Origin of the sequence: Microbulbifer donghaiensis (genome assembly GCF_900129095.1) — a bacterium.
Taxonomy (GTDB): Bacteria; Pseudomonadota; Gammaproteobacteria; order Pseudomonadales; family Cellvibrionaceae; genus Microbulbifer; species Microbulbifer donghaiensis.
In genome coordinates this window covers 1,934,235-1,960,007 of the sequence record NZ_FQVA01000001.1, presented here as the reverse complement: position 1 = coordinate 1,960,007, position 25,773 = coordinate 1,934,235, and the positions used below count along the sequence as shown (strand labels likewise).

The window sequence follows — 25,773 nt, the reverse complement described above, 5'->3', positions numbered from 1 at the left end:
CGAGGCGGCTGGCAGGGTTTCTAAGTTGGCGGCTGTATCAACTGTGCGATTTTTCTGCGGGGCGATCTGCGCGGCCGCCCGGCAGCGCTAAATCACGTGCGGCACCAGAGGGTGGGGTCCTGTGGCTGGCCGCGGTGGCGGATTTCGAAATAGACACCGCTGTGCGCGAGTCCGCCACTGTTGCCGACACGGGCAATGGTATCGCCGCTTTCGACCCACTCGCCGAGGCTGCGGGTCAGTGACTGGTTGTGCGCGTAGAGACTCATGAAGCCGTCGCCGTGGTCCAGGATCATCAGCATGCCCTGGCCGCGCAGATAATCCGAAAAGACCACGCGGCCGCGGTGAATGGCGCGCACCGGTTCGCCCTCATTGGCGCGAATGGTGATGCCCTTCCAGGTGATGCCGTTGGCGCGCCGCTGGCCATAGGCGTTGGCGCGGCGGCCCTGCACTGGCCACTGCATGCGCCCCCGCTGTTTCGTGAACGGCTGCTGGTCCTGGGGGTTGACCAGGGAGGCGATGGCGCGGCCCACCTCGTCCACCAGTTTCTGCAGGCGCGAGCGGTCGCTCTTTAACTGCTGCATCTCGCCGCTCTTGTCCGCCAGGCGCGCCGCCAGTTTGTCCAGCGTTTTGCTCCTCTCTTGCTGCGCGCCGCGCAGCTGGGTTTCCCGCTCCTGCAGCTGGCGTCGTTCCGTGTCGAGCGTGTCGCGCTCGCGCTGGATCGAGGTGCTGACGGTCTGCAGGGAGGTGAGGGTGTCGAGGTAATCGTCGATGACGCGGCTGCGTTCTTGGAGGAAGTATTCGTGATAGCGGAGCTGGCGGGCGATGTGTTGTGGATCTTGCTGATTCAGGAGCAGCTTGATCTGCTCCTGTCTGCCGAGTCGGTAAGCGGCGGCGACTTCCTGCTCGACCCGCCGCTGCATACTTCGCCGCGACTCCTCCAGCTGCTGCTGTTCCTGCTTCAGCTCCTGCAGCTTGTCCGTGCGGCTGCGCATGTCCCGCTTGATCTGGTCGATGCGCTGGTGCAGATCGGAAATGCTCTTCTCGTTGTTCTCCAGGTCCTTGAGCAGCTGGTCGCGCTGGCTGCGCACCTCGTTGAGTTCTTGCTGCAGCGTTTCGATGCGCTGCTTGATTTCAGCGAGGCGCGCCTGCTGGTCCTCGTCGGCCGCGGCTTGCGACCAGACCGGCAGGGACAAAAGCGCGAAAATAATTACGGCGAAATATTTCATTGGTCGAATTGCACCAGACTCTGACCGGTCATCTCGGCGGGTTGCGGCAGGTCCATTAACGCTAACATGGTCGGCGCCACGTCGGCCAGGCTGCCGCCCTCGCGCAGGTTCACTTTGCGCTCACCAATATAGACGAAGGGCACCGGCAGGGTGGAGTGCTGGGTGCTGACCTGGCCGGAACCGGCGTCAAACATCTCCTCGACGTTGCCGTGATCAGCAGTGATCAGTACTTCGCCGCCGCCGGCCAGGGCCGCGCTCACTACGCGGTCGACACAGGCGTCGAGTGCCTCCACGGCCTTGACTGCGGCCTCGAAAATTCCGGTGTGGCCCACCATGTCGCCATTGGCATAGTTGCAGATAATGGCGTCGTAGGCACCGCTCTCGATGGCCGCGACCAGCTTGTCGGTCACTTCCGGTGCGCTCATCTCCGGCTGCAGGTCGTAAGTGGCCACATTCGGCGACTTGATCAGCTCGCGGGTCTCGCCGGCGAAGGGCTCCTCGCGGCCGCCGCTGAAGAAAAAGGTCACATGGGCGTACTTCTCGGTCTCGGCAATGCGCAGCTGGGTCTTGCCCTGGGCGGCCAGGTACTCACCGAGGGAGTTCACCAGGTTTTCCGGCGGGAAGGCGCAACTGGCGTGGATGCTGGCAGCGTACTGGGTGGTCATGACGAAATCTGCCAGTTTCGGCGCAACTTCGCGGGCAAAGCCGTCGAAGTCCGCTTCGGTGAAGGCGCGGGTCAGTTGGCGCGCGCGGTCCGGGCGGAAGTTCATGAAAATGAGGGCGTCGCCGTCCTTGATCGGTGCCGCGGCGCCGATCTGGGTCGGGGCGACGAATTCGTCGTTTTCGCCGCGTTCGTAGGCGGCGGCGAGACCGGCGAGCGCGTCTTCAGCCTGGTACTCGGCTTTGCCCTGGGTCAGCAGATCGTAGACCGGCTGAACGCGCTCCCAGCGCTGGTCGCGATCCATGGCGAAGTAGCGCCCGGCCAGTGTGGCGATGCGCGCGGTGCCGACGGCATCGCACACCTGCATCACGCGCGCCAGGGACGGCTCGGCGCTGCGCGGCGGTGTATCGCGACCGTCGAGGAAGGCGTGGACATAGATTTCCGTGGCGCCGCGCTGGGCCGCCAGGGTCACCATCGCGACTATGTGGTCCTCGTGGCTGTGCACGCCGCCCTCGGACAGCAGGCCCATGATATGGACGGCGCCGCTGTTGGCGATGGCCTTGTCCACCGCCGCCGTATAGGCGGGATTGCGGAAGAAATCGCCATCCTCGATCGCCTTGTTGATGCGGGTGTAGTTCTGGTAGACGACCCGGCCGGCGCCGAGGGTCATGTGGCCGACCTCGGAGTTGCCCATCTGCCCTTCCGGCAGACCCACCGCCATACCGGAGGTCTGGATCAGGGTCTTGGGCCTGGTCGCCCAGATCCGGTCCCAGACCGGCGAGTTGGCGGCCTGAATGGCGTTGTGCTCGGGATTGTCGCTGTGGCCGAAGCCGTCCAGGATCAGCAGGACCAGGGGACGTTTATGCGGTTGTTGCTCAGCGGCCATAGCGAAAGTGTTCCTCTGCCGGTGGATTCAATCGGGGACGCGGATTTTAACCTGTTTGTGCACCCTTTAACCACGTCCAGCGAGGCCGCCCGGTGGATCCGGTACACCCTGCTATTAAAAGGGGGTGGGCTGGTTAAGAATTCGCCACAATCGTGTATACTCCCGCCGCATTGGGCGCCGCTGGCGCCATTGACAATAAAACGAACGATGCGGCGCGGGGATGCGCCGACGCCGGCCATGGCCGGCGCGAGCCCGCAACTGGCAAGCGGCTCCGCGCAGCTGCGCCAGCCTGTTGCGGGCGACAATCCAACAGGTCAGGACGACCTGTTGGATTGCTGGAAATAAAAGGAAGCGAAGTGGACTTTTTCGTCTTTATGAGCGAGCAGTGGCTGCTGGTCAGCCTGTTGGTGGTTTTACTCTACGCATTTGCGCTGAGCGAGCGCTACAAGGCCGGCACCCCGGCTTCGGTGCACGAAGTCACGCGTCTGATCAATATCGACGGCGCGCGGGTACTCGACGTGCGCGACCGCAGTGAGTTCAGCGCGGGCCATATCGTCGACGCGGTGCATATCCCCCACGGCGAGGTGGCCGAGCGGGTTAGCGAACTGACCTCATACAAGGACAAGCCGCTGATTGTCGCCGATAAGCTCGGTCAGCACGCCGGCGCCGTGGGTCGCCTGCTGAAGCAGCAGGGTTTCCAGGTGCGGCGCCTGCAGGGCGGTATGAGCGAGTGGGCGAACCAGAATTTGCCGCTGGTCAAGGGTTGATACTGCAGTAACTGCTGCGCTGAGGTTTAGCGGAATCCATTTATGCAAGACGTTGTTATCTATACCACCCGTTTCTGCCCCTACTGCATTCGCGCCAAGCAACTGCTCGACAGCAAGGGCGTGAAATATCGCGAGATAGCAGTGGACAGCGACCCCAACCTGCGCGCGCAGATGGCCGCCAGGGCCGGTCGACGCTCCGTGCCGCAGATCTGGATCGGCGACCGCCACGTGGGCGGTTGCGATGAGCTGATGGCGCTGGAGCGCAGTCGCCAGCTGGACGGATTGCTCGGCTGAAGAGCAGGCACCGACGGGACAGCCGGTCACAGTCAGGGCCGCAACGCCCGACGCAGAAAGTTGCTATTTATCGATTTCCGGCCTTGAAACGGTATTCGAAGGCCCCATTTGAAAGACTCATACAGGGAGTCTTTCTCACGGAAGGCATGAATAAACCATTTATATAAAGAACAGGCAGTAACATGGCTGAAGAACAAAACGGCGCAGCGGCAAACGCAGAGGCCCCGCAAGTGCAATTTGCGATGCAACGCATTTATCTGAAAGATCTCTCCTTCGAAACACCGATGGGCGCTGAGGTCTTTAAAAAGCAGTGGAAGCCCCAGGTCAACCAGGAGCTTAACACCCAGACTGCGAAGATCGACGAAGATCTGTACGAAGTGGCTCTGACTCTGACCATTACCGTCAAGCTGGAAGAAGAGACCGCTTTCCTGGTGGAAGTGAAGCAGGCCGGCCTGTTCGGTATCAAGGGTCTGGAAGGTCAGCAGCTGGCGCAGGCCCTGAACACTGCCTGCCCGCAGATCCTGTTCCCCTACGCCCGCGAAGTGGTGGACAACGTGGTAACCAAGGGCTCCTTCCCTGCCCTGATGCTGCCGCCGATCAACTTCGATGCCCTCTTCGCCGCGGCACTGGCCCAGGCACAGCAGCAGGGCGAAGGCGCGAAGGCAGACGCGGAAGTCTAAGTCTTCCCCGAGAATCGCAAGAAAAGGCCCCAACCGGGGCCTTTTTTGCATCTGCCGCTGGCGCAACGGCGCCTTGTCGCTAGCAGGGAGATCACATAGGCTCCCCGGTATCACAGCAAAATGAGATATCCGCCAATGCAGTGGGACTTACCGCGGCCCTTTATCTGGAAAGTCACTGTAGCGCCGGGACATGTGGACGGCCTGCATCATGCCAACAACGCCGAATACGTGCGCTGGTGCGAGCGGGCCGGCTGGGCACACAGCGCAGCGCTGGGGCTGGATGTCACAAATTACCAGGGCCTCGACCGCGGAATGGCCATTCGTCACGGTGAGTACGACTATATACTGGCCGCCAGGGAAGGCGACGAGCTGTTGTTTGGCACCTGGCTCACCAAGGTGGACGGGCGCCTCAATATGACCCGTCGCTTCCAGGTGTTCCGCGCCTCCGACGAGGCGCTGATTCTGCGGGCCCAGTGGCAGATGGTGTGTATCGAGCTGTCCAGCGGCAAGCCGAAGCGTATGCCCCAAATCTTTAAGGAAATTTACTGCCCGGCAGTCATTGCCCCGGAGGCCGATAGTGACGGAAGAATATCTCACCCTGACTGACAACACCGGTGCCCTCAAGGGCAAGACGATCTTTATTACCGGTGCCAGCCGCGGCATAGGTCGCGCCATTGCGCTCAAGTGTGCGGCCGACGGGGCCAATATCGTCATTGCGGCCAAATCCGCCGAGCCCCACCCAAAGCTGCCCGGCACCATCTATTCGGTGGCGTCGGAGGTCGAGGCCGCCGGTGGCAGGGCGCTGGCATTGCAGGTGGATGTGCGCGATGAGCAGCGGGTCGCGGAGGCCATGGCGCAGGCCGCCGAGCAGTTCGGTGGTATCGATGCGGTGGTGAACAATGCCGGTGCCATCAACCTGACCAACGTCGAGTCCACGCCGCCGAAACGCTACGACCTGATGCAGAGCATCAACAGCCGCGCCGTCTATTTGACGGCACATCTGGCGATGCCCTACCTGAAGCAGTCGGCGAACGGCCATATCCTCAGCCTGTCGCCGCCGCTGAACCTGCAGCCGAAGTGGTTGGGACCCTTCGCTCCCTACGCGCTGTCAAAGTTTGGCATGACCATCTTGAGCATGGGATTGGCCGAGGAACTGCGCGAGGCGGGTATCAGTGTCACTACGCTGTGGCCGCGCACCCTGGTGGCCACCGCGGCGATCGAGTTTGCCGTCGGTAATCGCGAGATGTTTGAGCAGAGCCGCAAGCCGGCGGTCATGGCCGATGCGGCCTATGAAATCCTGATCACGGAAAATGGCGCACTGACTGGCAGCCAGCTGATCGACGAGGAGCTGTTGGGCGAGCGCGGCGTTACCGACTTAACCGACTATGCCCACAACCCCGCCATGGCCGACCAGTTGGCGGTCGATCTGTTTCTTGAACCGTAATTAAGCTGGGGGGAGTAAATGTGTACTGCCCCATACCAAATGCCCTAATCAGCGAGCCGCTAGGCGGCCAGGTGCAAGGCGCATTTGCGCCGGCGTAGCCGGCTACGTCAAGTTAATGCAACGCAGCAGATGGTTGCCTAGCGGCTCGCCCGAAGGGAGCCCCCCAAGTTGCCCACAGCGGCGTTGCCGCTCTTGGAAAGGGTGGGCCATTCCCTTCGAGCGGCGCCTTACTGTGAACAATTTGGAGGGCTCTGATTAGGGCATTTGGTATGGGGCAGTACACAAGCGACAGCGATCTTTTTCAGGACGCGCTCGGCGAGTTGGGCGACGTCAAGCCATTGGCGCAGGAGCGCCGCGTGGCATTGAACAAAGAGAGCAAGGATGCGGAACTGAACCGACGCGCGCGACGCGAAGCCGCCACGGCAGAAACTGCCCGTGAGCTGAACCCTCTCTCCGGTGAGTATGTCGAGCTTGTCGACCCCTGGGATCCGCTGGAATTCAAGCGCGACGGTGTGCAGAACGGTGTCTACCGCAACCTGCGGCTGGGTAAATACGCGGTGGATGCGCGGCTCGACCTGCACCGCCACTCGGTGGAACTGGCACGCCGCGCCGTCGTGGAATTCGTGCGCGATTGCGTGGAGGCCGATGTGCGCTGCGCGCTGATAACCCATGGCAAGGGCGAGGGTCGCAAGCAGCCGGCGCTGTTGAAAAGTTGCGTCAACCACTGGTTGCCGCAACTCCGTGAAGTTCTGGCTTTTCACAGTGCGCAGAAGCAGCACGGTGGCCTGGGAGCTACTTATGTACTGCTGCGTAAAAGCGAGCGCAAGAGACAGGAGAACCTGGAGCAGCACCAGCGCCGCAACCGCTAAGGCTGCATATTCAGGGTGGAATCAGGACCCCGCTCGGGGAGGAAGAGTCGGATCAATAACTCGGCCACGAAGTAGCCATTTCTGTCATCTGTTTGTCACTACCGACAGCTAAGATGCAATCACAACGAATTGCTTGTCCGCCTCGTTAGGGTTCGAGCGGCAGTCAGAAGCAGCGTTGATCTTCTCTCATTAGATTCGCGAATTGCGGATTTTGACCCTTCTTGATTGTTAATGTTTGGCGACCTAATTGGTCGCCATTTTTTTGGGGGGGTAGCAGACAAGCTGCATCGGCGTCGATAAGTGAGGCCCGCGATTACTTGCGCGGCATTTCCGCGACGCGCCTGAATTCGAGCCGGGTTTTACCGCTTTCACTGCGCATAATCAGCGAATCGCCCTCTACTTTGAGGCTCTCGGTTTGCGGCAGTGCCTTGAGATAATCCTTTTCCAGTTCACTGCTGTCCCGGACATCGCTCATGCGCGAAACTGCTGGCACCTGAGGCCAAGAAATTGCGCCGCTATCGGAGAGTGAGAAACGGCCCAGGTATGGGTTACTGCCGGCACTGCCACGCACGTAGCCGAGGTCATCGCAGGTGAGATAAGGGCGGTCGCGCCAGAATTTTTTCCACAGCAGGCGCGAGCGATGTTCGCGCCCGTCGACCGACAGGCTTTCCAGCAGCCATTGATGATCACAGACTGACCGCTCCCCCTCGCTTTCCGCCAGTCTGGTTTCTTCAACCGTGCCGCAGCCCGACAGGGCCAGCATCAGTGCAACCGGAACCAGTGATGGAAAGCGCTTGTGGGATCGCAGCATAAGACCCGTCTCGTTATTTTTATGATATTTAACCTGAAAAAGGCCGGGCCGTCTGTGGCCTCGTTCAAGGTCCGACCTTGACATATTCTATATAGATATCCCCAGCGGCATCGCGCAGTATCAGTCGCGCACCACCAGATTTGGTGAACGCCTGCCGGGTCCCGGAGAGGGCACGCAAGTAGGCATTTTCCTGCTGCATCAGCGCATCGGGTCCGGCCATCTTGGTGGAGGCGAAACTGGAGGTATCCCACAGCAGCTGGCCGTTGTCGGTAATCTGCATTGAGCCGCGATAGGTATTGATGCCGCTTTTGCCCATCACATTGCCGTCGAGATTGCACAGGAAGGTAAAGCGATCGGCCTCCGCTACGGAAACGGCCTCCCCGTTGACCCGCAGGCGTGTGAGCTGCCACTTGTTGCCGCAAACGGCATTCATGTTGCCGGCGGACTGGACCACCGGCGCCTCTTCGGTGCCTACGCCGAGACACCCCCCCACCACCAGTACCGCTCCCAGCAGCCATAACAGTATGAGTCTGCTCATTGGCGTGCAACTCCCTTTCTTTCCCTGACAATGGCGCCGATTTCAACCAGTAGCGGACGCCGGTCTCCAAAAAACTGCTAAGGAAAGCTTAGTTGCTGTACGCGGCGCGGAGTCGATTTAGGCGACAAGCTATGCTTGCTCTATTGCCGGAAAAAGCAGCCGGTGATCAACGGCAGGGAAGTTGTTCCGCATGATCAGACGTACCAAGGTCGTCGCCACCCTCGGCCCCGCAACCGACAAGGCCGGCATCCTTCAACAATTGATCGCCTCCGGGGTGGACACGGTGCGCCTCAACTTCTCCCACGGTATTGCCGAGGATCACCGTCGCCGCGCCGAGCAGGTGCGGGAGGAGGCGGCGCGCCAGGGGCGCCATGTGGCGGTGCTGGGGGATCTGCAGGGCCCCAAGATCCGCGTCGGCAAGTTCAGCGAGGGGCGCGCGCGCCTGGAGAAGGGGGCAGATTTCGTACTGGACCCGGCCTGGCCCGACGGCGGCGGCAATGTCAAAGGGGTGTCGGTGGACTACGCGGAACTCGCCGACGACTGCGCCATCGGTGACACACTGCTGCTGGATGACGGCCGCCTGCGGCTGCAGGTACTGCAAATCGACGGCTCCGCCCTTGCAACCCGTGTGGAAGTCGGCGGCTGGCTGTCCAACAACAAGGGCATCAACAAGCTGGGTGGCGGGCTGACTGCGCCGGCGCTGACGCAGAAAGACCGCAGGGACATCAAGGTAGCGGCTGAGCTGGAACTCGATTATCTGGCGGTGTCATTTCCCCGCGACGCCGCCGATATCGAAAAGGCGCGCCAGCTGTTGCGCGCCGCCGGTGGCAGTGCCCATATCGTCGCCAAGATCGAGCGCGCGGAAGCGGTGGCCGACGAGACAAACCTGGACGAGCTGATACTCGCCAGCGACGCCATTATGGTGGCGCGCGGTGACTTGGCGGTGGAAATTGGCGATGCCGAACTGATGGGGGTGCAGAAATACCTGATCCGCCGCGCGCGGCACCTCAACCGGGTGGCAATTACGGCGACGCAAATGATGGAGTCGATGATCTCGAGTCCGGTGCCCACCCGCGCCGAGGTCTGTGATGTGGCCAACGCGGTGCTGGATGGCACCGACGCGGTCATGCTGTCGGCGGAGACCGCAGCCGGTGACTACCCGGTGGAAACCGTCGAACATATGGCCGACGTAATCGCCGGGGCGGAAAAGCACCGCGCTACCCGGCGACCGCCGCGGATCATGCAGGACAACTACCCGGCCGGGGACGCGTGTATCGCAATGGCCGCGATGACCATCGCCAACCACTGTCGGGATATCAAGGCCATTATCTGCCAGACCGAAACCGGCAATACCGCATTGCTGATGTCGCGGGTACGCTCGGACATACCGATATTCGCCTTCTGTCGCCACCGCAGCAGCTGTAGCCGCGTGGCACTCTATCGCGGCGTCGATCCGGTCCTGATGGACGTAGAGGGCATGGATGGGCCGTCGCGGGACCTGCAGGCCATCAACTACCTCAAAGAGCGCAAGCTGTTACAGAAGGGGGACTTCGTACTGGTATCCCGCGGCTACCACCAGGACGTGGGCGGCAGCACAGATACACTGCGTATCCTGCAGGTCGACTAAGCCCCTGGTGGCCAGCGTGTCTGCGCCAGCTTTGCTAAGAGGCGCGCACGCAGCGCACCAGGGTCTTGGTTTCCAGCTCCTGTTCCACGCAGTAGAACTTCTGACCGTTCATTGTCAATGCTTTGGGGGCTCCCTCGGGCGCGGTTGTCGAACAACCGGCAACTCCTGTCGCCAAGGCCACGGCCAGCAGAATACAACTTAATTTCTGCACCGCAGGTACCTCGAGACTCGTTTATGGCAGACGCGAATTTGCTCCGCGCTCTGTTTCAGCCTAGAGGAAGCAGCCGTCAAAGTGAGGTTTTTCCCGCCAATTTGTTCAAACTGACGACAGTGCTTCTGTGATCTTGGTGCTGGGCTGCCGCGCCTTTCCCCCATAGAATGGAGCGACAAAGATAACGACAACAAGGGGTGATTTATGCGAGCGGGGTATTTCCTCTATCCGGCGCTGGTACTGATGGTGGGTTGTGGAGCCGATGAGCAGCCACAATCCCTGCAGCAGGTCGAAGCTGAAGAATCGGCGGATAAAGCGGGCGGCGTGATTCCGCAATACCAACTGGATGCACTGGAAAAAGCCAGGAAGGTCGAGGATCAGCTGCAGGAGTCTGTGGAAAAACGAGCCGAACCTTAAATGCCCATTTACAGGCGATTCCCATCTCCAAGGCGTGCTAGCTGCGCCTTCTTTCAAGAATTCCAGTCTCTCGACCATAAAAAAGCCGCCGTTAAAGACTAACGGCGGCAAGTCGTTGCTCACTGAGCTGTGGGGCGAAGACCGCCCCACTGGAGAAAAGACGCAACAATCTTTGTGGACTGGGTAACCGGTTAGAAGCTGTAGCTGCCGGTCAGGGCAATAGTGCGCGGTGCGCCGTAAAAACCGGTATCGAAGGCTCCGCCGAATGCGTAACCGGCGATACGGTATTCCTCGTCAGCCAGGTTCTTGCCCACCAGGCCTGCCTGCCAGGTACCATCTGCGCTGTAATACATCGCGGTCATATCCACCAGCGTGTAGGCGTCCTGGTCGAGAATGCTTGGAGTCTCGAATATCTGGGTATCTGCACGGTAGGAGATCGTCGGGTTAAACACGATTTCCGCACCGCTCTGCATCGGCATTGAGTAGTTCAGCTGAAACATTGCTGTGGTGTCCGGCGTGTTTTGCATATCGCGCTGGTCGGCCACATCGACTCCGCCACTGATGAACTCCAGGAACTCGGTTTCTGCATAGCCCAGTGCCAGATTGGCCAGCAGGTTGTCAGTCATCGCCAGAGTGGCTTCCAGCTCAATGCCCTGAATACGCGCTTCACCCGCATTCAGTACCGCGCTGGAGAAGCCGCCGCCTGCGTTGAACTGCTGCACGGTGACCTGCATGTCCTTGTAATCTGCACGGAAGGCGGCAGCGTTCAGGCGCAGGCGGTTGTTAAACAGATCGGATTTAACGCCGAACTCATAGGTGTTCACGGTCTCTGGATCGAAACCATCCACAGTGGAGGGCAACTGGCTGGCATCACCGCGCATATCAAAGCCGCCGCTCTTGAAGCCGGCGCTGTATGTTGCGTATACCATCGTCTCTTCGCTGATCTGGTGATCGATACCAAAGTGCGGGGTGAATTCTCCCCAAGAGTCGCTATTTTCATAGTCGGTGAGGGCACCGGCAAAAACTGCCGCCGGCTGTCCGGGATTGTACTTGCCGGCAAACAGCGGGCTGTAAACACCGATAAAGTTACCCTTGAACACCGACGCATCTTTCTCGTCGCGGGTGTAGCGGCCGCCGAGGCTCAGGTTCCAGTCGGGGGCAAAACTCCAGTTATAGTGCGCGTAGGCCGACAGGCTGGTGGTATCCACGGAGCCCGCTACCTGCTGGGTCAGTGGGAAGCCAACGGTGGGCACGTTGGCCAAATATCCCAGCACCGCATCGAAGGCGCCGGCGGCAGTACCCGTATAGTAGTAAACGCCGCTGACGAGGTCGGCATTGTCACCCTCCCAGATCAGCTGGAATTCTTGCGTGGTCTGGTCGTCCTCGTAGAAGGCCGGCACATCGAAATCCGGGCGATTCACGCTGTCAAAATCGATAGCGGTTTCGGTTTCACCCTGGCGATAGGCGGTAATTGATTTCAGGGTAATACTGTCGTTCAGCTGGTATTCGGCGGTGAGCGAGGCTCCACTGGTCTCTACGAGATTGTCGTACAGCATGTTCGATTCAGTATCGTAGACGCTGTCGAGTACAGGCTCTCCACCCAGGCCCGGCGCAAGGCGATAGCCATGCTTCGGCGCCGACTTGTCGCTGGTCTGATCTGCAGCCAGTCGCACCCACAGCGTGTCACTGGGATTGAATTCGAGCGCAACCCGCGCACTGAAAATATCCTTGTTGTACTGCTCGTCACCGGTTAGCACATTCTCACCGAAACCGTCGCGCTGGAAGCTCGCTACCGCACCGCCGAGGTAAACACCATCGGCAATTTCAGCAGAGCCCGCCACCTTGAGATCGCGCTGGTTGTAGCTGCCCAGTGCGCCGCTGACAGAAACGCGGGAATCCCCGGACATCTTTTTGGTCACGTATTTGACCGCGCCGCCGATGGTGTTCTTGCCGTACAGGGTACCCTGTGGGCCGCGCAGCACTTCCACACGTTCAACATCCAGGATGTCCAGTACTGCACCCTGGGGGCGGGCGATGTACACGTCGTCGACATAAATGCCCACGCCGGGCTCGAATCCCCAGAGCGGATCTTGCTGGCCAATGCCGCGAATAAATGCAGTCAAGGTGGAGTTGGTACCACGACTCGCTTGCAGAGTGGTATTGGGGGACAACTTCTGGATATCAGTCAGGTCGCTGATGCCGTTTTGTAACAGCGCATCCTCACCGATCGCGGTCACCGCCACCGGTACCTCCTGCAGCGACTGCTCGCGCTTCTGCGCGGTTACCGTTACTTCCTCAAGGGCCGGTTCGGCGTAGGTAAAGCTGGCACCGCAGGCCAACATGACGCCAACGGCCAAAGGGTGGAAATTGATTGCTCTTTTCATGGCTCTCTCCAATCACCAAATTTATGGTTTTTATAAATATCCGGGATTGCAACTCTAGCGGTACCGGGTCCATTTGCCTGTTAGACCAAGGTATGACGCGAGCGGCTCGCGGATTGGAGGACAAAAAACAGCCACTGGGGTATTGTTTGTGTCACCGGACCAAGAATAACGAAGCCAAAATAAAATAGGTATTGTCGCTTGTTTAGCCTGACCACGCTGGCGGCCGTCGCGCTGGCCTATCTGTTGCTGTTGTTTGCCATCGCTTTCTGGGGCGATCGCCTGCCGGCGGTGCGAATCCGACCGTTTAAGCCCCTGCTGCTGGCACTGGCCGGGACCTACACCAGCGCCTGGATGTTCTTCGGTACATCCGCGCAGGCGGTTGAGGAAGGCTGGCTGATACCGCCCACCTTTGTCGGTGCCTGCCTGATGCTGATCGTCGGGGCGCCGCTGCTGACCCGTTTCGTGCGCCTGTGCAAACAGCAGGGCTCCACTTCCATCGCCGACTTTATCAGTGCCCAGTTCGGCGGCTCCCAGTGGCTGGCGGCCGCCGTGGCCGTGCTCGCGCTGGTCGCAGTTCTGCCCTATCTGGCGCTGCAATTGCGCGCAGTTGCGGACAGTTTTCTACTTTTGGCGGACAGTGGAGAAATCAGTGCTTCTGTGGTCACTGCGATCGTCAGCGTGACCCTCGGGTTGTTCGCGCTGCTGTTCGGTACCCGCCATATCGACAGCAGCGTGCACCGCAACGGCATGCTGCTGGCCGTCGCCTTCGAGGCGTTGATCAAGATCGGCGCCTTCGTGGCCGTGGCCTGGTTTGTTGCTAACAGTGCCTTCGACGGTGTCGCCGACCTGGCGCGCTCGGCGCTCGCCAGCGAGCGGGTGGCGCAGTTGCAACAGGCGCGCCCCGCAGACACCGGTTTTTTTGCCGTGGTGGTGCTGGGAATGGCCGCCATGTTCTGCCTGCCGCGCCAGTTCCATATCCTGATGATCGAGAGCGACAGCGAACGGGACATAGGCCCGGTGCGAAAACTGATTCCGCTGTACCTGGGCATTCTGTCGGTGGCGATTCTGGTGGTGGGTTACGGCGGTCTGCTGTGGTTGCCGGAGTCCTATGACAATCCCGAGCGCTTCGTGCTCGGCATTCCGCTGCAGAGCGGCTCCGAGTGGCTGTCGCTGCTGGCGTTTATCGGCGGACTGTCCGCCGGTTCCAGTATGGTCATCATCGCCACCATCGCGCTGTCGACCATGATCGCCAATACGATGGTGGTGCCCTGGTGGCTGCGGCGTATGCAGTTGCGCCCGGCCAGCGGCGAGCTCGGCTCGGACCTGCGCCGCGTGCGCCGCGTCATTATCGGGTTGATCATGCTGGCGGCCTTCGCGGTTAACGAAGCCATCGGTGCCGGTGTGCGCCTGGGTAGCTTCGGCCTGCTGTCGCTGGCCCTGGTGGCGCAGCTGGCGCCGGCGATGATTGCCGCGGTCTGCTGGCCGCGGGACTGGATGCGCCTGCGTTCCGCCGGCGTTATTGCCGGTCTCGCCGCCGGCGCGCTCGTCTGGGCGCTGTCGGCTCTGCCGGCTGCGGTGGGGGAAGTGGACCTGATTGCCCGGTGGCTGGGGCTGCAGTGGAGTTCACTGTCGATCAGCTGTGTACTCGGCCTGGGGCTGAACGGCACTGCACTGCTGCTGGTTTCCAAGTGGCTGGATATTCGCCGTCCCCATCAGCGCGGAGCGGACGACGGACCGGTAAACCGGGCGCAGCTGCGCGAACTGCTGGCCCGTTTCATCGGTAGTGACGCCGCTGCGCGCGCCTTTGCCGGCCTCGAGGAAAAATCCGGCCGGGATTACCGCGGCGCGGTAGAGAAAATTCTCGCCGGTATTGTGGGTTCCACCAGTGCCCGCCGACTGGTGCGGCAACACAATAGCGCGGAGTCCAGTGCGCAGAACCTGGAGCAGGCTTCGGCCATCTACCAGTTCGGGCGCGGCCTGTTGCAAAGCAGCATCGACAATATCGACCAGGGTATTTCGGTGGTGGATGCGAATCTCAACCTGGTCGCCTGGAACCGCCGTTATGTGGAGCTGTTTCGCTACCCGTCGGCGATGATCTATGTCGGCCAGCCGGTGGCGGAACTGGTGCGCTATAACGCGAGCCGCGGCGAATGTGGCCCCGGTGCGGTGGAAATGCATGTGCAAAAGCGGGTGGAACACCTGAAAGCGGGCACTGCCTACCGCGTGCAGCGCCACCGCACCGATGGCACTGTGCTGGAGATCCGCGGCAATCCGCTGCCGGGGGGTGGTTTCGTCACAACCTATACCGACGTGTCGGACTATCAGCGGGCACTGGCCGAACTGACTGAGGTTAAGGACTCTCTCGAGCAGAAGGTGGTGGCCCGCACCGCGGAGCTACAGCAATTGAACAGCGAGCTGCACGCGGCCAGCGTCGGCAAGACCCGATTCCTCGCCGCCGCCAGTCACGATCTGGTGCAACCACTGAACGCCAGCCGTTTGTTCCTCGACGCGCTGGACGGGCGGCAGCTCGATGACGACAGTCGCAGCCTGCTGGGGCGCGCCGACAGTGCGCTGGCCGCGGCGGAACAGCTGATCACCGATATGCTGCAGATTGCGCGTATGGACGCCGGTGATATCCACCCGCAAATGCGTCCTACCGAGCTGGACCGGGTGTTGGCGGAAGTCGTCGACCAGGCGCGCCCGGCGGCCGGCGCGCGCAATATCCAGCTGCGCTATCGCCGCAGTGGTCTGTGGGTTTTGAGCGATGAGAAGATGCTGCGCCGCGTGGTACAGAACCTGCTGGATAACGCGATCAAATACACGCGTCGCGGCGGTGTGCTGATCGGTGCGCGTAAACGGGGCGGCGGCGTTTCTCTGGAAATCTGGGATACCGGCTGCGGTATCGATGTGTCACAACAGCGGAATATCTTCCGCGAGTTCTGCCGGCTCGAAACCCCGGAACGGGGGTTTGATCGACAGCACGGTTACGGCCTTGGCCTCGCCACGGTAGAGCGCCTGTGTCGCCTGCTGGAGTCCCCGATCGCGCTGAATTCCAAGCCGGAATGCGGCAGCGTTTTCCGCGTGCAGCTGTCACGAGCGCAGGAGCAGGTGCGCCCGGCCACGGCGCCGGCACGGCTGGCATCGCCCCAGTCCCTGCTGCAGCTACGGGTGGTCTGTGTGGATAACGAGCCCGCCATTCTCGAGGCGATGCAGGCGCTGCTCAGTGGCTGGGGCTGCAACATCGAATGTGCGCGGGGAAGAAGTGAAGCGCTGCAGCTGGCGAAGCCCGACCTGCTGCTGATGGACTTCCACCTGGGCGACAACATCGACGGTATTGGCCTGGCGCGACAGTTGATGGGTCACTGGGGTGAGGCGGTTCCCTGCGTCATTATTTCGGCAGAAAATACCGATTTGGTGAAGAACCGCGCCCAGCGCGAAGGCTGGCAGTTCCTGCAAAAACCCCTACGCCCCGCGGCGCTGCGCGCTCTGCTGCAGGCGCGGCAAAAACAACTGCAGTTTGCGTTTGCGACCAAGGTCGTATAGCCGGATGCCCAAGCCCGGCGCACTCTTTCGATATCGCGATGATGAAGATGTGAAAATAATGAAAAAATATTTGCTCGAGATACTGATGTTCAGCGCTTATGCGCTGTTTGCCGCTTCCTGGGTGTCCGGAGCCATGCTGACACCGGATATTCAGGCATCCTTCGGCGAGGGTGGATTTACCAACGCGACCTGGGGCAGCCTGATGATCACTGTAGCCAAGATTATCGGTAATCTGGCCGCAGCGGTAATCCTGATGCGCATCGGCGCAAAACATGCGTTTGCGCTGGCCATGCTGTTGATCGCCGCTGGCGGCTTCGGCGCCCTGGCCGGCGATTACAATGGCTGGCTGCTATCGCGACTGGCGATGGGATTCGGCGGGGCGCTGGCAATTGTCTATTTCAGCCCGATCGTGCTGCATTACTTTGACGCGCGCGAACGGCCGGTGATCAATGGTATCAACGCCGCCGCGTTCAATACCGGAAACCTGCTCGCCCTGCTATCCACCGGCGTCTTGTCGGTCTGGCTCGGCAGCTGGCAGTCGGTGGTGGTGCTCTACGGCGTAATGGTGGCCGCACTGGCAGTGCTCTGGTGGTTGTGTGCAGAAAACTTCCCGCTCGCCGGCGGCGCAGGCAACAATGGCGAAGATTACGGTTGGCGACATGGCATTCGCGAGGGTTTCAACTGGTGGTTGCCGCTGGCCTACTGCGGCGTGCTCTTCTGTTACATCGCCGTCTTCTCGCTCTTCCCCCTGATCGACGGCTTTGCCGTGGACAGCAGCCACTTGTCGGCGGTCATGATTGCTGCCGGTATGGTGGGCACCGCAGTGGGCATCTTGATCACCAAGCGCTTTCCGCTGCGCGTACCGGTGCTGCGCTACGCGGGACTGGCGCTGGTGTTCTTCGCGGCGATGATGCTGGCCAGCGAAAACCCCTATATTGCTTACGCTGCTGCAGCGCTGGCAGGTTTCTTCATGTTCCTGCCGATGACGGCACTGGTGACGCTGCCACAGGAACTGCCGGGCATGACGCCGGCGCGGATTACGATCACTTTTGCGATGTTCTGGTCCATTTCCTACGCCATCGCCTCGGTATTGATACCCGTCTCCGGCCTGCTCGCGGATATCAGCGGCGAGCCGGCATACGCGGCCTACTTTGCCGTGGCCTGCTCGGCATCGCTGTTTGTGTTTTCCTTCCTGCTGCCGGAGAGCGGCAAAAAGTCTGTGACTGTTGAAACAGAAGGTGGAGCCGAAAATGCGACAGCTTGATCCGAAACTTGCCGAGTGGCTCGAGGGTGTCAACGCACAGGTGGCGCAACTGAAGGCGGCGGGCTTTGAGCCGACGCCGATCAGTGCGCGTGAGAGCCTGGCAAACCTGACCAGCGCTTTTGTCGCGCCGGGCCCGCAAATGGTGGTTAGTGAAACCGTCGTTCCCGGCAGGCGTTACAACGTACCGGTTCGCCTCTATTGCCCGACAGAAATTGAATCGGGTCCGACGATTATCTACTGCCATGGCGGTGGCCATATGGCCGGCAGCGTGACGGTTTACGATCCGATCTGCCGCCGTATTGCCGACCAGTGCCGACGCAGGGTGGTGTCTGTCGACTATCGACTCGCCCCGGAAAACCCCTACCCATCGGGCCTGGAAGATTTGCTCAGTGTCGTCCGGGGTCTCGGCGCCGCGCTGGACAGAAAAAAGATTGCCCACGACGGTCGCTGGTTGCTGATGGGGGATTCCGGCGGTGGTGCGCTCTGCGCCAGTGCGAGCCGGCTGTTGCAGCACGAACGCCACAGCATTGCCGCCCAGGTGTTGGTGTACCCGAGTCTGGACTACACGATGCAGTTGCCGTCGATCGACGAAAACGGCAGTGGTTACCTGCTGGAGAAGGAAAAGATCGGCTGGTATTTCGAGAACTATTTCCAGCGGACCGAGAATCGCCGCGACGCGTCGCCACTGTACGGCGAGTTTACCGGCAAACTGCCGCAGACGATGCTGGTGACGGCTGAGTTCTGTGCCTTGCGGGATGAAGGGTTTGCCTACCTGGAAAAACTGCGGCAAGCCAATATCGCGGCAGAGCTACTGCATTTCGACGACATGGTCCACGCGTTCCTGAACCTGGAAGCTCTTGCGCCGAAGGCCTGCGAAAAATTTTATCGCCATGTAAGCGAGTTTGTGCGCGGTATTGAATAGTGTGACGCTAAAGCTGGACGAGCGACTGCGCTTCGCGGATAAGTTGTTTGCGGTCGCGCAGTTCCAGTTTGCGCAATATTGCCGTGACATGGCTCTTCACCGTGGGCTCGGTAATGTCCAGCTCGTAGGCAATCTGCTTGTTCAGCAGGCCCTGGGCAATCATCTGAAATATGCGCAATTGTTGCTGCGTCAGGCGGGAGAGTCGTGCGGCCAGCTCGGATTCCTCGGCGCACTCCAGCGCTTCGGCATTGAACCACTGTCCCCCGGCGAGCACGCTGTCGATGCACTGCAGAATCTCTTCAGGTACTGCGGTCTTGGACAGAAAGCCGCTGGCGCCAAAGCCGGCGGCCTGTTGCACTACTGAATTCTTGTCGCTGCCGGACACCACGACCACCGGCACGGCCGGGAATTCGCTGCGGATCTGTGCCAGGCCGTTGAACCCTTCGCTGCCGGGCATATTGAGATCCAGCAACAACAAGTCGATCGTGGAATTTTCTAGCTGCTGCAGGGTCGACTGCAGGTCTTCACTTTGCCGAAGCTCACAGTCGGGGAGATGCCGCGCAAGCGTGGTCGCCAGGGCGTCGCGGTAGAGGGGATGATCGTCGGCAATCAGCAGTCGGTAATTCACGTCACACCCTTATAAATTATTGTCGGGTGTGGAAATGTTACTGCGCGGTCCAGCCTCCGTCCACCGGCAGTGACGTCCCGGTAATGGTGCGGGCAAACTCGCCACAGAGGTAGAGCACCAGTTCGCCAATGGCCTCGGGGTTGGTCGCGTGAGGCAGCGGCTGCTTGGCGCCGATCAGCTGCGTGCGCGCCGCTTCGATATCAATATTCTCTTCGCGCGCAATGGCTTCTATCTGCGGTTGAATCAGCGGTGTCTCGACCCAGCCGGGACAGATGGCGTTGGCGGTGATGCCGCGGTCGGCATTCTCCAGCGCGACCACCTTGGTGAGGCCGATCAGCCCGTGCTTGGCGGCGCAGTAGGCGGCTTTCTGCTGCGAGGCCACCAGGCCGTGCACGGAGGAAATATTGACGATGCGCCCCCAGTCGTTTGCGCGCATATCGGGCAGGAGATCACGGGTGAGAAAGAATGCGGCGCTCAGGTTGATCGCCAGGATGTTCTGCCACTGCTCGGCGGGGAACTCGTGGGTTTCCGCGGTGTGCTGCACGCCGGCATTGTTTACCAGGATTCCCGGGTTGCCGAGCGCCTCGCGGGTATCCGCTGCCAGCTGTGCGCAGCCGGTTTCTGTGGCGATGTCGGCGTTGCTGAATCCGCAGGCAATATCGTATTCACTGCGGAATTGCCGCTGCAGATCTTCCCCCTCTTCGGGGCTGGTCAAGCCGTGCAGCATGATTGCGTGACCGGCACGCGCCATGGTGTGGGCGATCGCGAGCCCTATGCCACTGGTGGAACCGGTGATTAAGACAGGTTGTTTCTGTTCCCGCTGCACTGAAAGACTCCCGCGGCTGTTATCGGCTCTGCAGTCACATTGTCCGGTTTCCAGACACCGGGCAGAGCTGCCTTATGCATTTTTCTAAATGCTAACAGCGGCGGGAGTGGTGGTCTGTATGACCAAGGTATGAGACGGGGGGCCGCGCTAGCGCCGCAGGCCGCTGGTCGCGGGTCTGTGTCCTCTGCTCGTTGCTCGATGCCGGTAGCGGCCAGTGGATGGACGATTTATTCCACCCGCCCGTCGATCATAGCGGGCTGGAGAGCCGCGATGACTGCGGTGGCTCCGCTGCAGGCGACGATCGCCTCGAGTGCGATAGCCCTGGTGTATCCGCACCGCACCGCCGCCACGATATTCACCGCGAATGCTGCCTCTGCGCTGGATGCGATAAGTGCCGCGCAAGCCGAGGTCGCCATCTGTGCGATAGCGCTGCTTTATGGTGGCGCCGCGGTAAATTCGCTGGCGCTTGCCCGCACGATAATCCCGGTCTTTTTTCTTGTGCGGCGGATAGCGATAGTACTTATAGGGGCGGTGGCGGTAATACTGGTACGGGGAATAGAACCGGTAGGGTCGATAATACTCGTAGGGTTGATAGTAGTCCGAGGCGCTGTAATAAATTTCGCGCGGATAATCGGGATAACGGGTGTAGTAGGACGAATATGGCAGAGTCGCTGTGCCGATCGTCTCAGAATATGAGCGCGAGTAGCGACCGGCGGATTCGCTGTAATAAGACGTCCCGCTGGATGGATAGGTATAGGGCCGGGCGTAGCTGGGCGCGGCACTCGAATAGTAGCTACCGGATGTGCAGGCACTCAGCGCATAGGCAAGACAAAGTAATAGGAGTGTGCACCCTCGCGAGAAGGAATTTTTCATCGCGCCGACACCGTCTTAAATTAATAAATGAAGGCCCCTGCAGCGCTGCATCTGGAGGCGATGGCGGCAGCTGCAGGGGCGAGGCACAGTTCGCTCAAGTGCGACTTTGATCAGCTTCTAGCGCCGGCCGCGAGCCGGTCGATGAGCACCACCGCGGTAGCGGGCGCCACCGCCGCCTCTATAGCGCGGTGCCGGGCGGTGATAGCCGGAGCCCCGATGGTAGCGGCCGCGGCCATGGTAACGGCCGTGGCCATAGTAACGGCCATGGTGGCGATAATAGGGGCGACCGTAGTAGCGATAGCGGGGGTGATAGCGGTAACCGTAATAGCGTGGCGATGAGTAGTAGAAGGAAACGCCACTGGATGGATAAACGTATGGATAGCCTCCATAGTAGCCACTTCCATAGTAGCTACCGCCGTAGTAGCCGTCCGTCGCACAGGCACCCAAAGTCAGGGCGGTGCAAACCGTGACGGCGATGAGTCCGGTTCTAAGTGCTCTCTTCATAATGCAGTCTCCGATAGTGGGAAGCTCCTTGGTTTGAGGCATTCCCTGCGGCACATGCATGTCGCTCGCCTGTCTGGGGAAAAATCAACAGTGCTGGCTTACAGAGGTCTCGGGCGTGGCGGTGGTGGTGCCGGTCGGTAGGTCGACCGCTGGTGATAGCGAATGGGCCGGCGAAAGCCGCCGCGCCAGTCGTAATTCTCGTGCTGGACATCGTGACAGATTCCGCCGGGGTGGCAGTGGTAATTACCGCTGCCGACGCGATAGTGGGCGCTGCCGTAACTGGTGGCGGAATTGTCGTAATAGCCGGTATCTGTACAGGCTGGCAGCGTCAGCATCGCCGCCGCAGCAAAAGCACAGCCGGCACAGGAAAGCAGCAGCTTTCTGGGCTGCAGTTTCATTTCGGCCTCCGCGCCTGATGGCGGGTAAAACGTCTACTATTCAGCCTAGCACTGCTGGCGCAGATTTCATTAAATTGGGAATTTTTTTCGGCGGAAGGGCTGGACAGGAGTGTCCCGACGGCGCGGAAACCCCGGCGCCATCGGGCTTTTGGACGGGTTACTCGGCAGTTTCCATTTTGGTCGCAATGACCTTTGCCTGCTCCAGCGCTGGCCCCAGACCGGGCACAAATTCAGCGCCGTGTACGACCTGAATACTGGAGTCGGCGAGGTCATCACCAAGCGGCTGGTAGCGCCCGCCAATACAGTCGGCGAGGAAGGCCTCGGAGGCGGCGAAGAACGACAGGTTGTTTTCCGGCTTGCGGAAGCCGTGCCCCTCATCCGGGTAAAGGATATACGTCATCGGGATACCCTTTGCCTTCATCGCCGCGACTATCTGGTCTGATTCGGCTTGTTTCACGCGCGGGTCGTTGGCGCCCTGGCCGATCAGCAGCGGCCGCACAATCCTGTCGACATGGTTGAGCGGTGAGCGTTCCTGCAGCAGCTTTTTGCCTTCTTCGGTATTTGGATTACCCACCGCCGCGTGTAGGGTATTGCGGAAGCTCTCCCAGTAGGGAGGAATAGAATCCAGTAACGTATTCAGGTTAGAGGGGCCGACGATATCCACACCGCAGGCAAACTTTTCGGGGGTAAATGTCAGTCCTACCAGTGTCGCATAGCCGCCGTAGCTGCCACCCATGATGGCAACTTTGTCTGTGGAGGTGACGCCCTGTTTGATTGCCCAATCCACCGCGTCGATAAGATCGTTGTGCATGGCCCCGGCCCACTCGCCGTTTCCTGCATTCAGGAAGGATTTACCAAAGCCGGTGGATGAGCGGAAGTTCACCTGCAGCACCGCGTAGCCGCGATTGGCGAGCCACTGCACAATGCCCGAGTAACCGAAATTATCGCGTCCCCAGGGGCCGCCGTGTACCAGTAGCACCATCGGTACCGGCTGGGCCACGCCTCCATTTTCATCCGCATCTCGCGGCAGGGTCAGGTAGGACACCAGGTCCATGCCGTCCCGCGAGCGGATGGTATGCGAGTATGTTTTCGCCAGCGCCAGGTCGGCAAGCTTCGGATTGGTGACAAAAAGCTTTTCCAGCGCGTTGTTTTCCCGCTGGAAAACCTGGTAGACCGGTGACGCGTTGCCGCTATCCGTATAGAGCACCCACTTGGAGGCGTCCAGTGTGGACGCGAGTATGTCGAAATCCCCCATTACCTTGGAGTTCAAAGCGGAGAAAGCATCCGTGTATTCCTCCTCCAGTGCAGTCCACTGGTTGGTGTGCACATTCACCGAATAGGCGATGGGCTCGTGATTGCGCGGATGGAAAAACACCTTGGAAATATCGGCCTGTTGTGACTCCGCCAGCGTATCTGTATCGCCGGAAGTCAGGTCCATATAAACCAGGGCCGCCTTGTCGCGATCGCGGCTATCGAGCAGATAGATGCCACTGTTTGCGGCATCGAAGCCGAGAATCTGGGTCGTGAAGGTGTCTGCGACGGGAATCTCGAACAGCTGCAGCCACTCCTCGTCGCGCCACTCGAACACATTAAAGCCGCCGCTCGGTGTTGATTCGGTGGCGAGGCGTAACTGCAGTTCGTTGTCGAGATAGAAAGTGGCGAAACCGTCGTTTTCGAGGATCAGTTCCCGGCTGGCAGTTTTCAGGTTCACCTTGTACAGATCGTGCCAGCGTGCGTCCCGATCGTTCATGCCGATGACGACAACGCCCGGCTGCGTTTCACTCTGCGCAATCATCTGTGCCTGCACGCCCTCATAGGGAGACAGGTCAACGATTTTCCTGCTTAGCAAATCAATGCTGTACAGGTGCCAGTTTTCATCGCCGTTTTTGTCCTGCCGATACAGCAGGTGCTTGCTGTCCTGGGCCCAAAAATGCTGTTGTATTCCGCGCCCGGTGTCATTGGTCAAGGGCTCCGCTGCCTCTATTTTCCCGGCCGGCGCGACCCAGACATTCATCACGCCGTCCAGCGGCGCCAGGAAACTCATCATTTGTCCATCGGGGCTCAGGCGTCCCTGGAAGCGGTCGGGGTTGCCGAACAGCAGCTCCCGGTCAATCAACGCAACCTGCTGCGCATTGTTCTCGGCGCCGGTTGCTATGTCAGCTGTCGATTCGTTTTTTGGCCCGCAGGCGGTAACTAGTACAAAGAGAGAGATTACCCCTAAAAATCCGCTTGGTTTTTTCATGGCTAATTCCTGCATTATTTTTGGTGTACATCCGTTACTCCGCGGGCAGCATTGCACAATGCCCGGTGCTTGGAAAGCGGCGGCAGGGTGGCGCGTCGCCAAAAGAAAAGGCGCCGGTTTAACGCGGCGCCTTTGAGGAGGGGGCAGTCAGTCAGTGCGTGCTGGGCAGCAGCTGCGGGTCGACAAACTGCAGGTAATCCGCACTGGCCAGTAGCTGCTTGGCCTGCTCGATATCCGGGGCGAAATAGCGGTCCTTGTCGTAGAAAGAAACGCGCTCGCGCAGCCTGCCCTTGGCGGCCTCCAGTTTTTCCGTGCTCTTCAGCGGCGCGCGGAAATCCAGTCCCTGGCAGGCGGCCAGCAGTTCCACCGCGAGAATGCCGCAGGTGTTGTCGGCCATATCGCGCAGGCGGCGACCGGCGAAGGTCGCCATGGACACGTGGTCCTCCTGGTTGGCGGAGGTCGGCAGCGAGTCGACACAGGCCGGGTGGGCGAACGTCTTGTTTTCGCTGGCGAGTGCCGCCGAGGTGACCTGGGCGATCATAAAGCCGGAGTTGACCCCGCCGTTCTCCACCAGGAACGGCGGCAGGCCGGACAGGTTGGTGTCGATCAGCAGCGCCATGCGGCGCTCGGACAGCGCGCCGATTTCCGCCAGCGCCAGCGCCAGGTTGTCGGCGACCATCGCCACCGGCTCCGCGTGGAAGTTGCCACCGGAGATGATGTCGGAATTCTCCGGGTTTTTCTCGTCGGTAAACACCAGCGGGTTGTCGGACACGCCGTTGGCTTCGGCGAGCAGCACTTCGGCGGCGAAGCGAATCTGCTGCAGGCAGGCGCCCATCACCTGCGGCTGACAGCGCAGGGAATAGGGGTCCTGTACCTTTTCGCAGAACTGGTGCGATTCGCCGATATCACTGCGGTCGCCGAGCAGGTCGCGGTACATCGCCGCTACCTGGCGCTGTGCATTCTGGCCGCGCGCCGCGTGGATGCGATCGTCGAACGGGCGGCGCGAACCCTTGGCCGCCTCCAGCGTCAGGGCGCCGGTCACCAGGCCGCCGGCAAACAGGTCTTCCGCGGCGAACATGCCCAGCAGCGCGAAGGCGGTGGAGGCCTGGGTGCCGTTCAGCAGTGCCAGACCTTCCTTCGGCGCCAGCGTCAGCGGCTCCAGGCCGGCTTTTTTCAGGCCTGCGGCGGCGGATTGGCGTTTGCCGCCGATAAATACTTCACCCTCGCCGAGCAGTACCACGCTCATATGCGCCAGCGGTGCCAGGTCGCCGGAGGCGCCCACAGAACCCTTCTCGGGAATCGCCGGGAAGACCTCGGCATTGACCAGTTTGATCAGCGCCTCGATCAGCTCGGCGCGCACGCCGGAAAAACCGCGGGCGAGGGAGTTGATCTTCAGCACCATCAGCAGGCGCACGGTGGCCTCGCTCATAAAGTTGCCGGTACCGGCCGCGTGGGACAGCACGATGGCGCGCTGCAGTGCTTCCAGATCCTTCTTCTCGATACGGGTGTTGGCCAGCAGTCCGAAACCGGTGTTGATGCCGTAGACGGTGCGCCCTTCCGACAGCACCTGGGCAACGGTTTTGGCCGACGCCTCGATGGCCGGGTAGGCGCTTTTCGCCAGTGACAGCTGTACCGGTTCACGCGCCACGCGGCGCAGCTGCGCCAGGCTCAGTTGACCGGGATCGATTTCCAGTTTGTACATAGATTTATTCACCGAAAATAATTATCTACCTTGTCGTCACACCGGCGCAGGCCGGT

General features: G+C 60.7%; 24 protein-coding genes. 11 read left to right on the top strand and 13 right to left on the bottom strand.

The features are described 5' to 3' along the window. Positions 1-92: 92 nt before the first annotated feature. Together BUC36_RS08285 and gpmI are read right to left on the bottom strand one after the other, a co-directional pair. Complete coding sequence (locus BUC36_RS08285) at positions 93-1,226, bottom strand: murein hydrolase activator EnvC family protein (protein WP_073273546.1); 1,134 nt, start codon at positions 1,224-1,226, stop codon at positions 93-95. Further along, positions 1,223-2,773, bottom strand: a complete 1,551-nt coding sequence (gene gpmI, locus BUC36_RS08280) for a 2,3-bisphosphoglycerate-independent phosphoglycerate mutase (protein ID WP_073273544.1) — start codon at positions 2,771-2,773, stop codon at positions 1,223-1,225. The genes BUC36_RS08285 and gpmI overlap by 4 nt, the downstream gene beginning before the upstream one ends. Positions 2,774-3,129: 356 nt before the next feature. Between gpmI and BUC36_RS08275 the strand changes: the two genes are divergently transcribed. From BUC36_RS08275 to smrA, 6 genes are all read left to right on the top strand, one after another. Beyond that, positions 3,130-3,540: a rhodanese-like domain-containing protein gene (locus BUC36_RS08275; protein WP_234994927.1), complete on the top strand. Its 411-nt coding sequence runs from the start codon at positions 3,130-3,132 to the stop codon at positions 3,538-3,540. Between the two features lie 42 nt (positions 3,541-3,582). Then, complete coding sequence (gene grxC / locus BUC36_RS08270; protein ID WP_073273543.1) at positions 3,583-3,834, top strand: glutaredoxin 3; 252 nt, start codon at positions 3,583-3,585, stop codon at positions 3,832-3,834. 182 nt (positions 3,835-4,016) lie between these two features. Then, positions 4,017-4,514 (top strand): protein-export chaperone SecB, encoded by a 498-nt coding sequence (gene secB, locus BUC36_RS08265; protein ID WP_073273541.1) that lies wholly within the window; start codon positions 4,017-4,019, stop codon positions 4,512-4,514. 135 nt (positions 4,515-4,649) lie between these two features. Beyond that, the gene (locus BUC36_RS08260; protein WP_073273538.1) at positions 4,650-5,120 is read left to right on the top strand and encodes an acyl-CoA thioesterase; all 471 of its coding nucleotides are present in this window, start codon (positions 4,650-4,652) and stop codon (positions 5,118-5,120) included. Then, entirely contained in the window at positions 5,092-5,958 is an 867-nt protein-coding gene (locus BUC36_RS08255; RefSeq protein WP_084535725.1) for an SDR family oxidoreductase, read from the top strand. The genes BUC36_RS08260 and BUC36_RS08255 overlap by 29 nt, the downstream gene beginning before the upstream one ends. 269 nt (positions 5,959-6,227) lie before the next feature. After that, positions 6,228-6,827, top strand: coding sequence for a DNA endonuclease SmrA (smrA, locus tag BUC36_RS08250; protein ID WP_073273536.1), 600 nt, complete (start codon positions 6,228-6,230; stop codon positions 6,825-6,827). Between the two features lie 313 nt (positions 6,828-7,140). Here smrA and BUC36_RS08245 read toward each other — a convergent pair whose 3' ends face one another. Further along, positions 7,141-7,638 (bottom strand): META domain-containing protein, encoded by a 498-nt coding sequence (locus tag BUC36_RS08245; RefSeq protein ID WP_073273532.1) that lies wholly within the window; start codon positions 7,636-7,638, stop codon positions 7,141-7,143. A 64-nt stretch (positions 7,639-7,702) separates the two neighbouring features. Continuing rightward, positions 7,703-8,176 (bottom strand): META domain-containing protein, encoded by a 474-nt coding sequence (locus BUC36_RS08240; protein ID WP_073273530.1) that lies wholly within the window; start codon positions 8,174-8,176, stop codon positions 7,703-7,705. A gap of 190 nt (positions 8,177-8,366) precedes the next feature. Here BUC36_RS08240 and pyk point away from each other — a divergent pair, with 190 nt between their 5' ends. Further along, positions 8,367-9,803 (top strand): pyruvate kinase, encoded by a 1,437-nt coding sequence (pyk, locus tag BUC36_RS08235; RefSeq protein WP_073274747.1) that lies wholly within the window; start codon positions 8,367-8,369, stop codon positions 9,801-9,803. Between the two features lie 34 nt (positions 9,804-9,837). Here pyk and BUC36_RS18980 read toward each other — a convergent pair whose 3' ends face one another. Next, the gene (locus BUC36_RS18980) at positions 9,838-10,014 is read right to left on the bottom strand and encodes a hypothetical protein (protein WP_159436003.1); all 177 of its coding nucleotides are present in this window, start codon (positions 10,012-10,014) and stop codon (positions 9,838-9,840) included. Positions 10,015-10,218: 204 nt separating this feature from the next. On the opposite strand from BUC36_RS18980, the gene BUC36_RS08230 reads away from it, so the two are divergent. Continuing rightward, positions 10,219-10,431 (top strand): hypothetical protein, encoded by a 213-nt coding sequence (locus BUC36_RS08230; protein WP_073273528.1) that lies wholly within the window; start codon positions 10,219-10,221, stop codon positions 10,429-10,431. Positions 10,432-10,622: 191 nt separating this feature from the next. Here BUC36_RS08230 and BUC36_RS08225 read toward each other — a convergent pair whose 3' ends face one another. Next, positions 10,623-12,815 (bottom strand): TonB-dependent receptor, encoded by a 2,193-nt coding sequence (locus tag BUC36_RS08225; RefSeq protein WP_073273526.1) that lies wholly within the window; start codon positions 12,813-12,815, stop codon positions 10,623-10,625. A gap of 198 nt (positions 12,816-13,013) precedes the next feature. Here BUC36_RS08225 and BUC36_RS08220 point away from each other — a divergent pair, with 198 nt between their 5' ends. Genes BUC36_RS08220 through BUC36_RS08210 form a run of 3 tightly spaced genes read left to right on the top strand, consistent with a single transcriptional unit; the run spans position 13,014 to position 18,544 of the window. Next, the gene (locus BUC36_RS08220; protein WP_073273524.1) at positions 13,014-16,358 is read left to right on the top strand and encodes a hybrid sensor histidine kinase/response regulator; all 3,345 of its coding nucleotides are present in this window, start codon (positions 13,014-13,016) and stop codon (positions 16,356-16,358) included. Between the two features lie 58 nt (positions 16,359-16,416). Beyond that, entirely contained in the window at positions 16,417-17,622 is a 1,206-nt protein-coding gene (locus BUC36_RS08215) for an MFS transporter (protein WP_200797209.1), read from the top strand. After that, entirely contained in the window at positions 17,609-18,544 is a 936-nt protein-coding gene (locus tag BUC36_RS08210; RefSeq protein ID WP_073274743.1) for an alpha/beta hydrolase, read from the top strand. Before BUC36_RS08215 ends, BUC36_RS08210 begins: the two co-directional genes overlap by 14 nt. Positions 18,545-18,551: 7 nt before the next feature. Here BUC36_RS08210 and BUC36_RS08205 read toward each other — a convergent pair whose 3' ends face one another. The 7 genes from BUC36_RS08205 to hutH form a co-directional block, all read right to left on the bottom strand. Beyond that, the gene (locus BUC36_RS08205; protein ID WP_073273520.1) at positions 18,552-19,172 is read right to left on the bottom strand and encodes a response regulator; all 621 of its coding nucleotides are present in this window, start codon (positions 19,170-19,172) and stop codon (positions 18,552-18,554) included. Positions 19,173-19,209: 37 nt separating this feature from the next. Continuing rightward, positions 19,210-19,998 (bottom strand): 3-hydroxybutyrate dehydrogenase, encoded by a 789-nt coding sequence (locus BUC36_RS08200; RefSeq protein ID WP_073273518.1) that lies wholly within the window; start codon positions 19,996-19,998, stop codon positions 19,210-19,212. 147 nt (positions 19,999-20,145) lie between these two features. Further along, a complete protein-coding gene (locus BUC36_RS18780; RefSeq protein ID WP_143186916.1) occupies positions 20,146-20,871 on the bottom strand; it encodes a hypothetical protein in 726 nt (241 codons plus the stop codon). 117 nt (positions 20,872-20,988) lie between these two features. Further along, on the bottom strand, positions 20,989-21,375 hold the full coding sequence (locus tag BUC36_RS18585; protein WP_143186915.1) for a hypothetical protein: 387 nt from the start codon (positions 21,373-21,375) through the stop codon (positions 20,989-20,991). A 98-nt stretch (positions 21,376-21,473) separates the two neighbouring features. Further along, a complete protein-coding gene (locus BUC36_RS08185) occupies positions 21,474-21,773 on the bottom strand; it encodes a hypothetical protein (protein ID WP_073273511.1) in 300 nt (99 codons plus the stop codon). Positions 21,774-21,930: 157 nt separating this feature from the next. Further along, the gene (locus tag BUC36_RS08180) at positions 21,931-24,015 is read right to left on the bottom strand and encodes a S9 family peptidase (protein ID WP_073273509.1); all 2,085 of its coding nucleotides are present in this window, start codon (positions 24,013-24,015) and stop codon (positions 21,931-21,933) included. 151 nt (positions 24,016-24,166) lie between these two features. After that, a complete protein-coding gene (hutH, locus tag BUC36_RS08175) occupies positions 24,167-25,717 on the bottom strand; it encodes a histidine ammonia-lyase (protein WP_073273507.1) in 1,551 nt (516 codons plus the stop codon). Between the last annotated feature and the right edge of the window lie 56 nt (positions 25,718-25,773).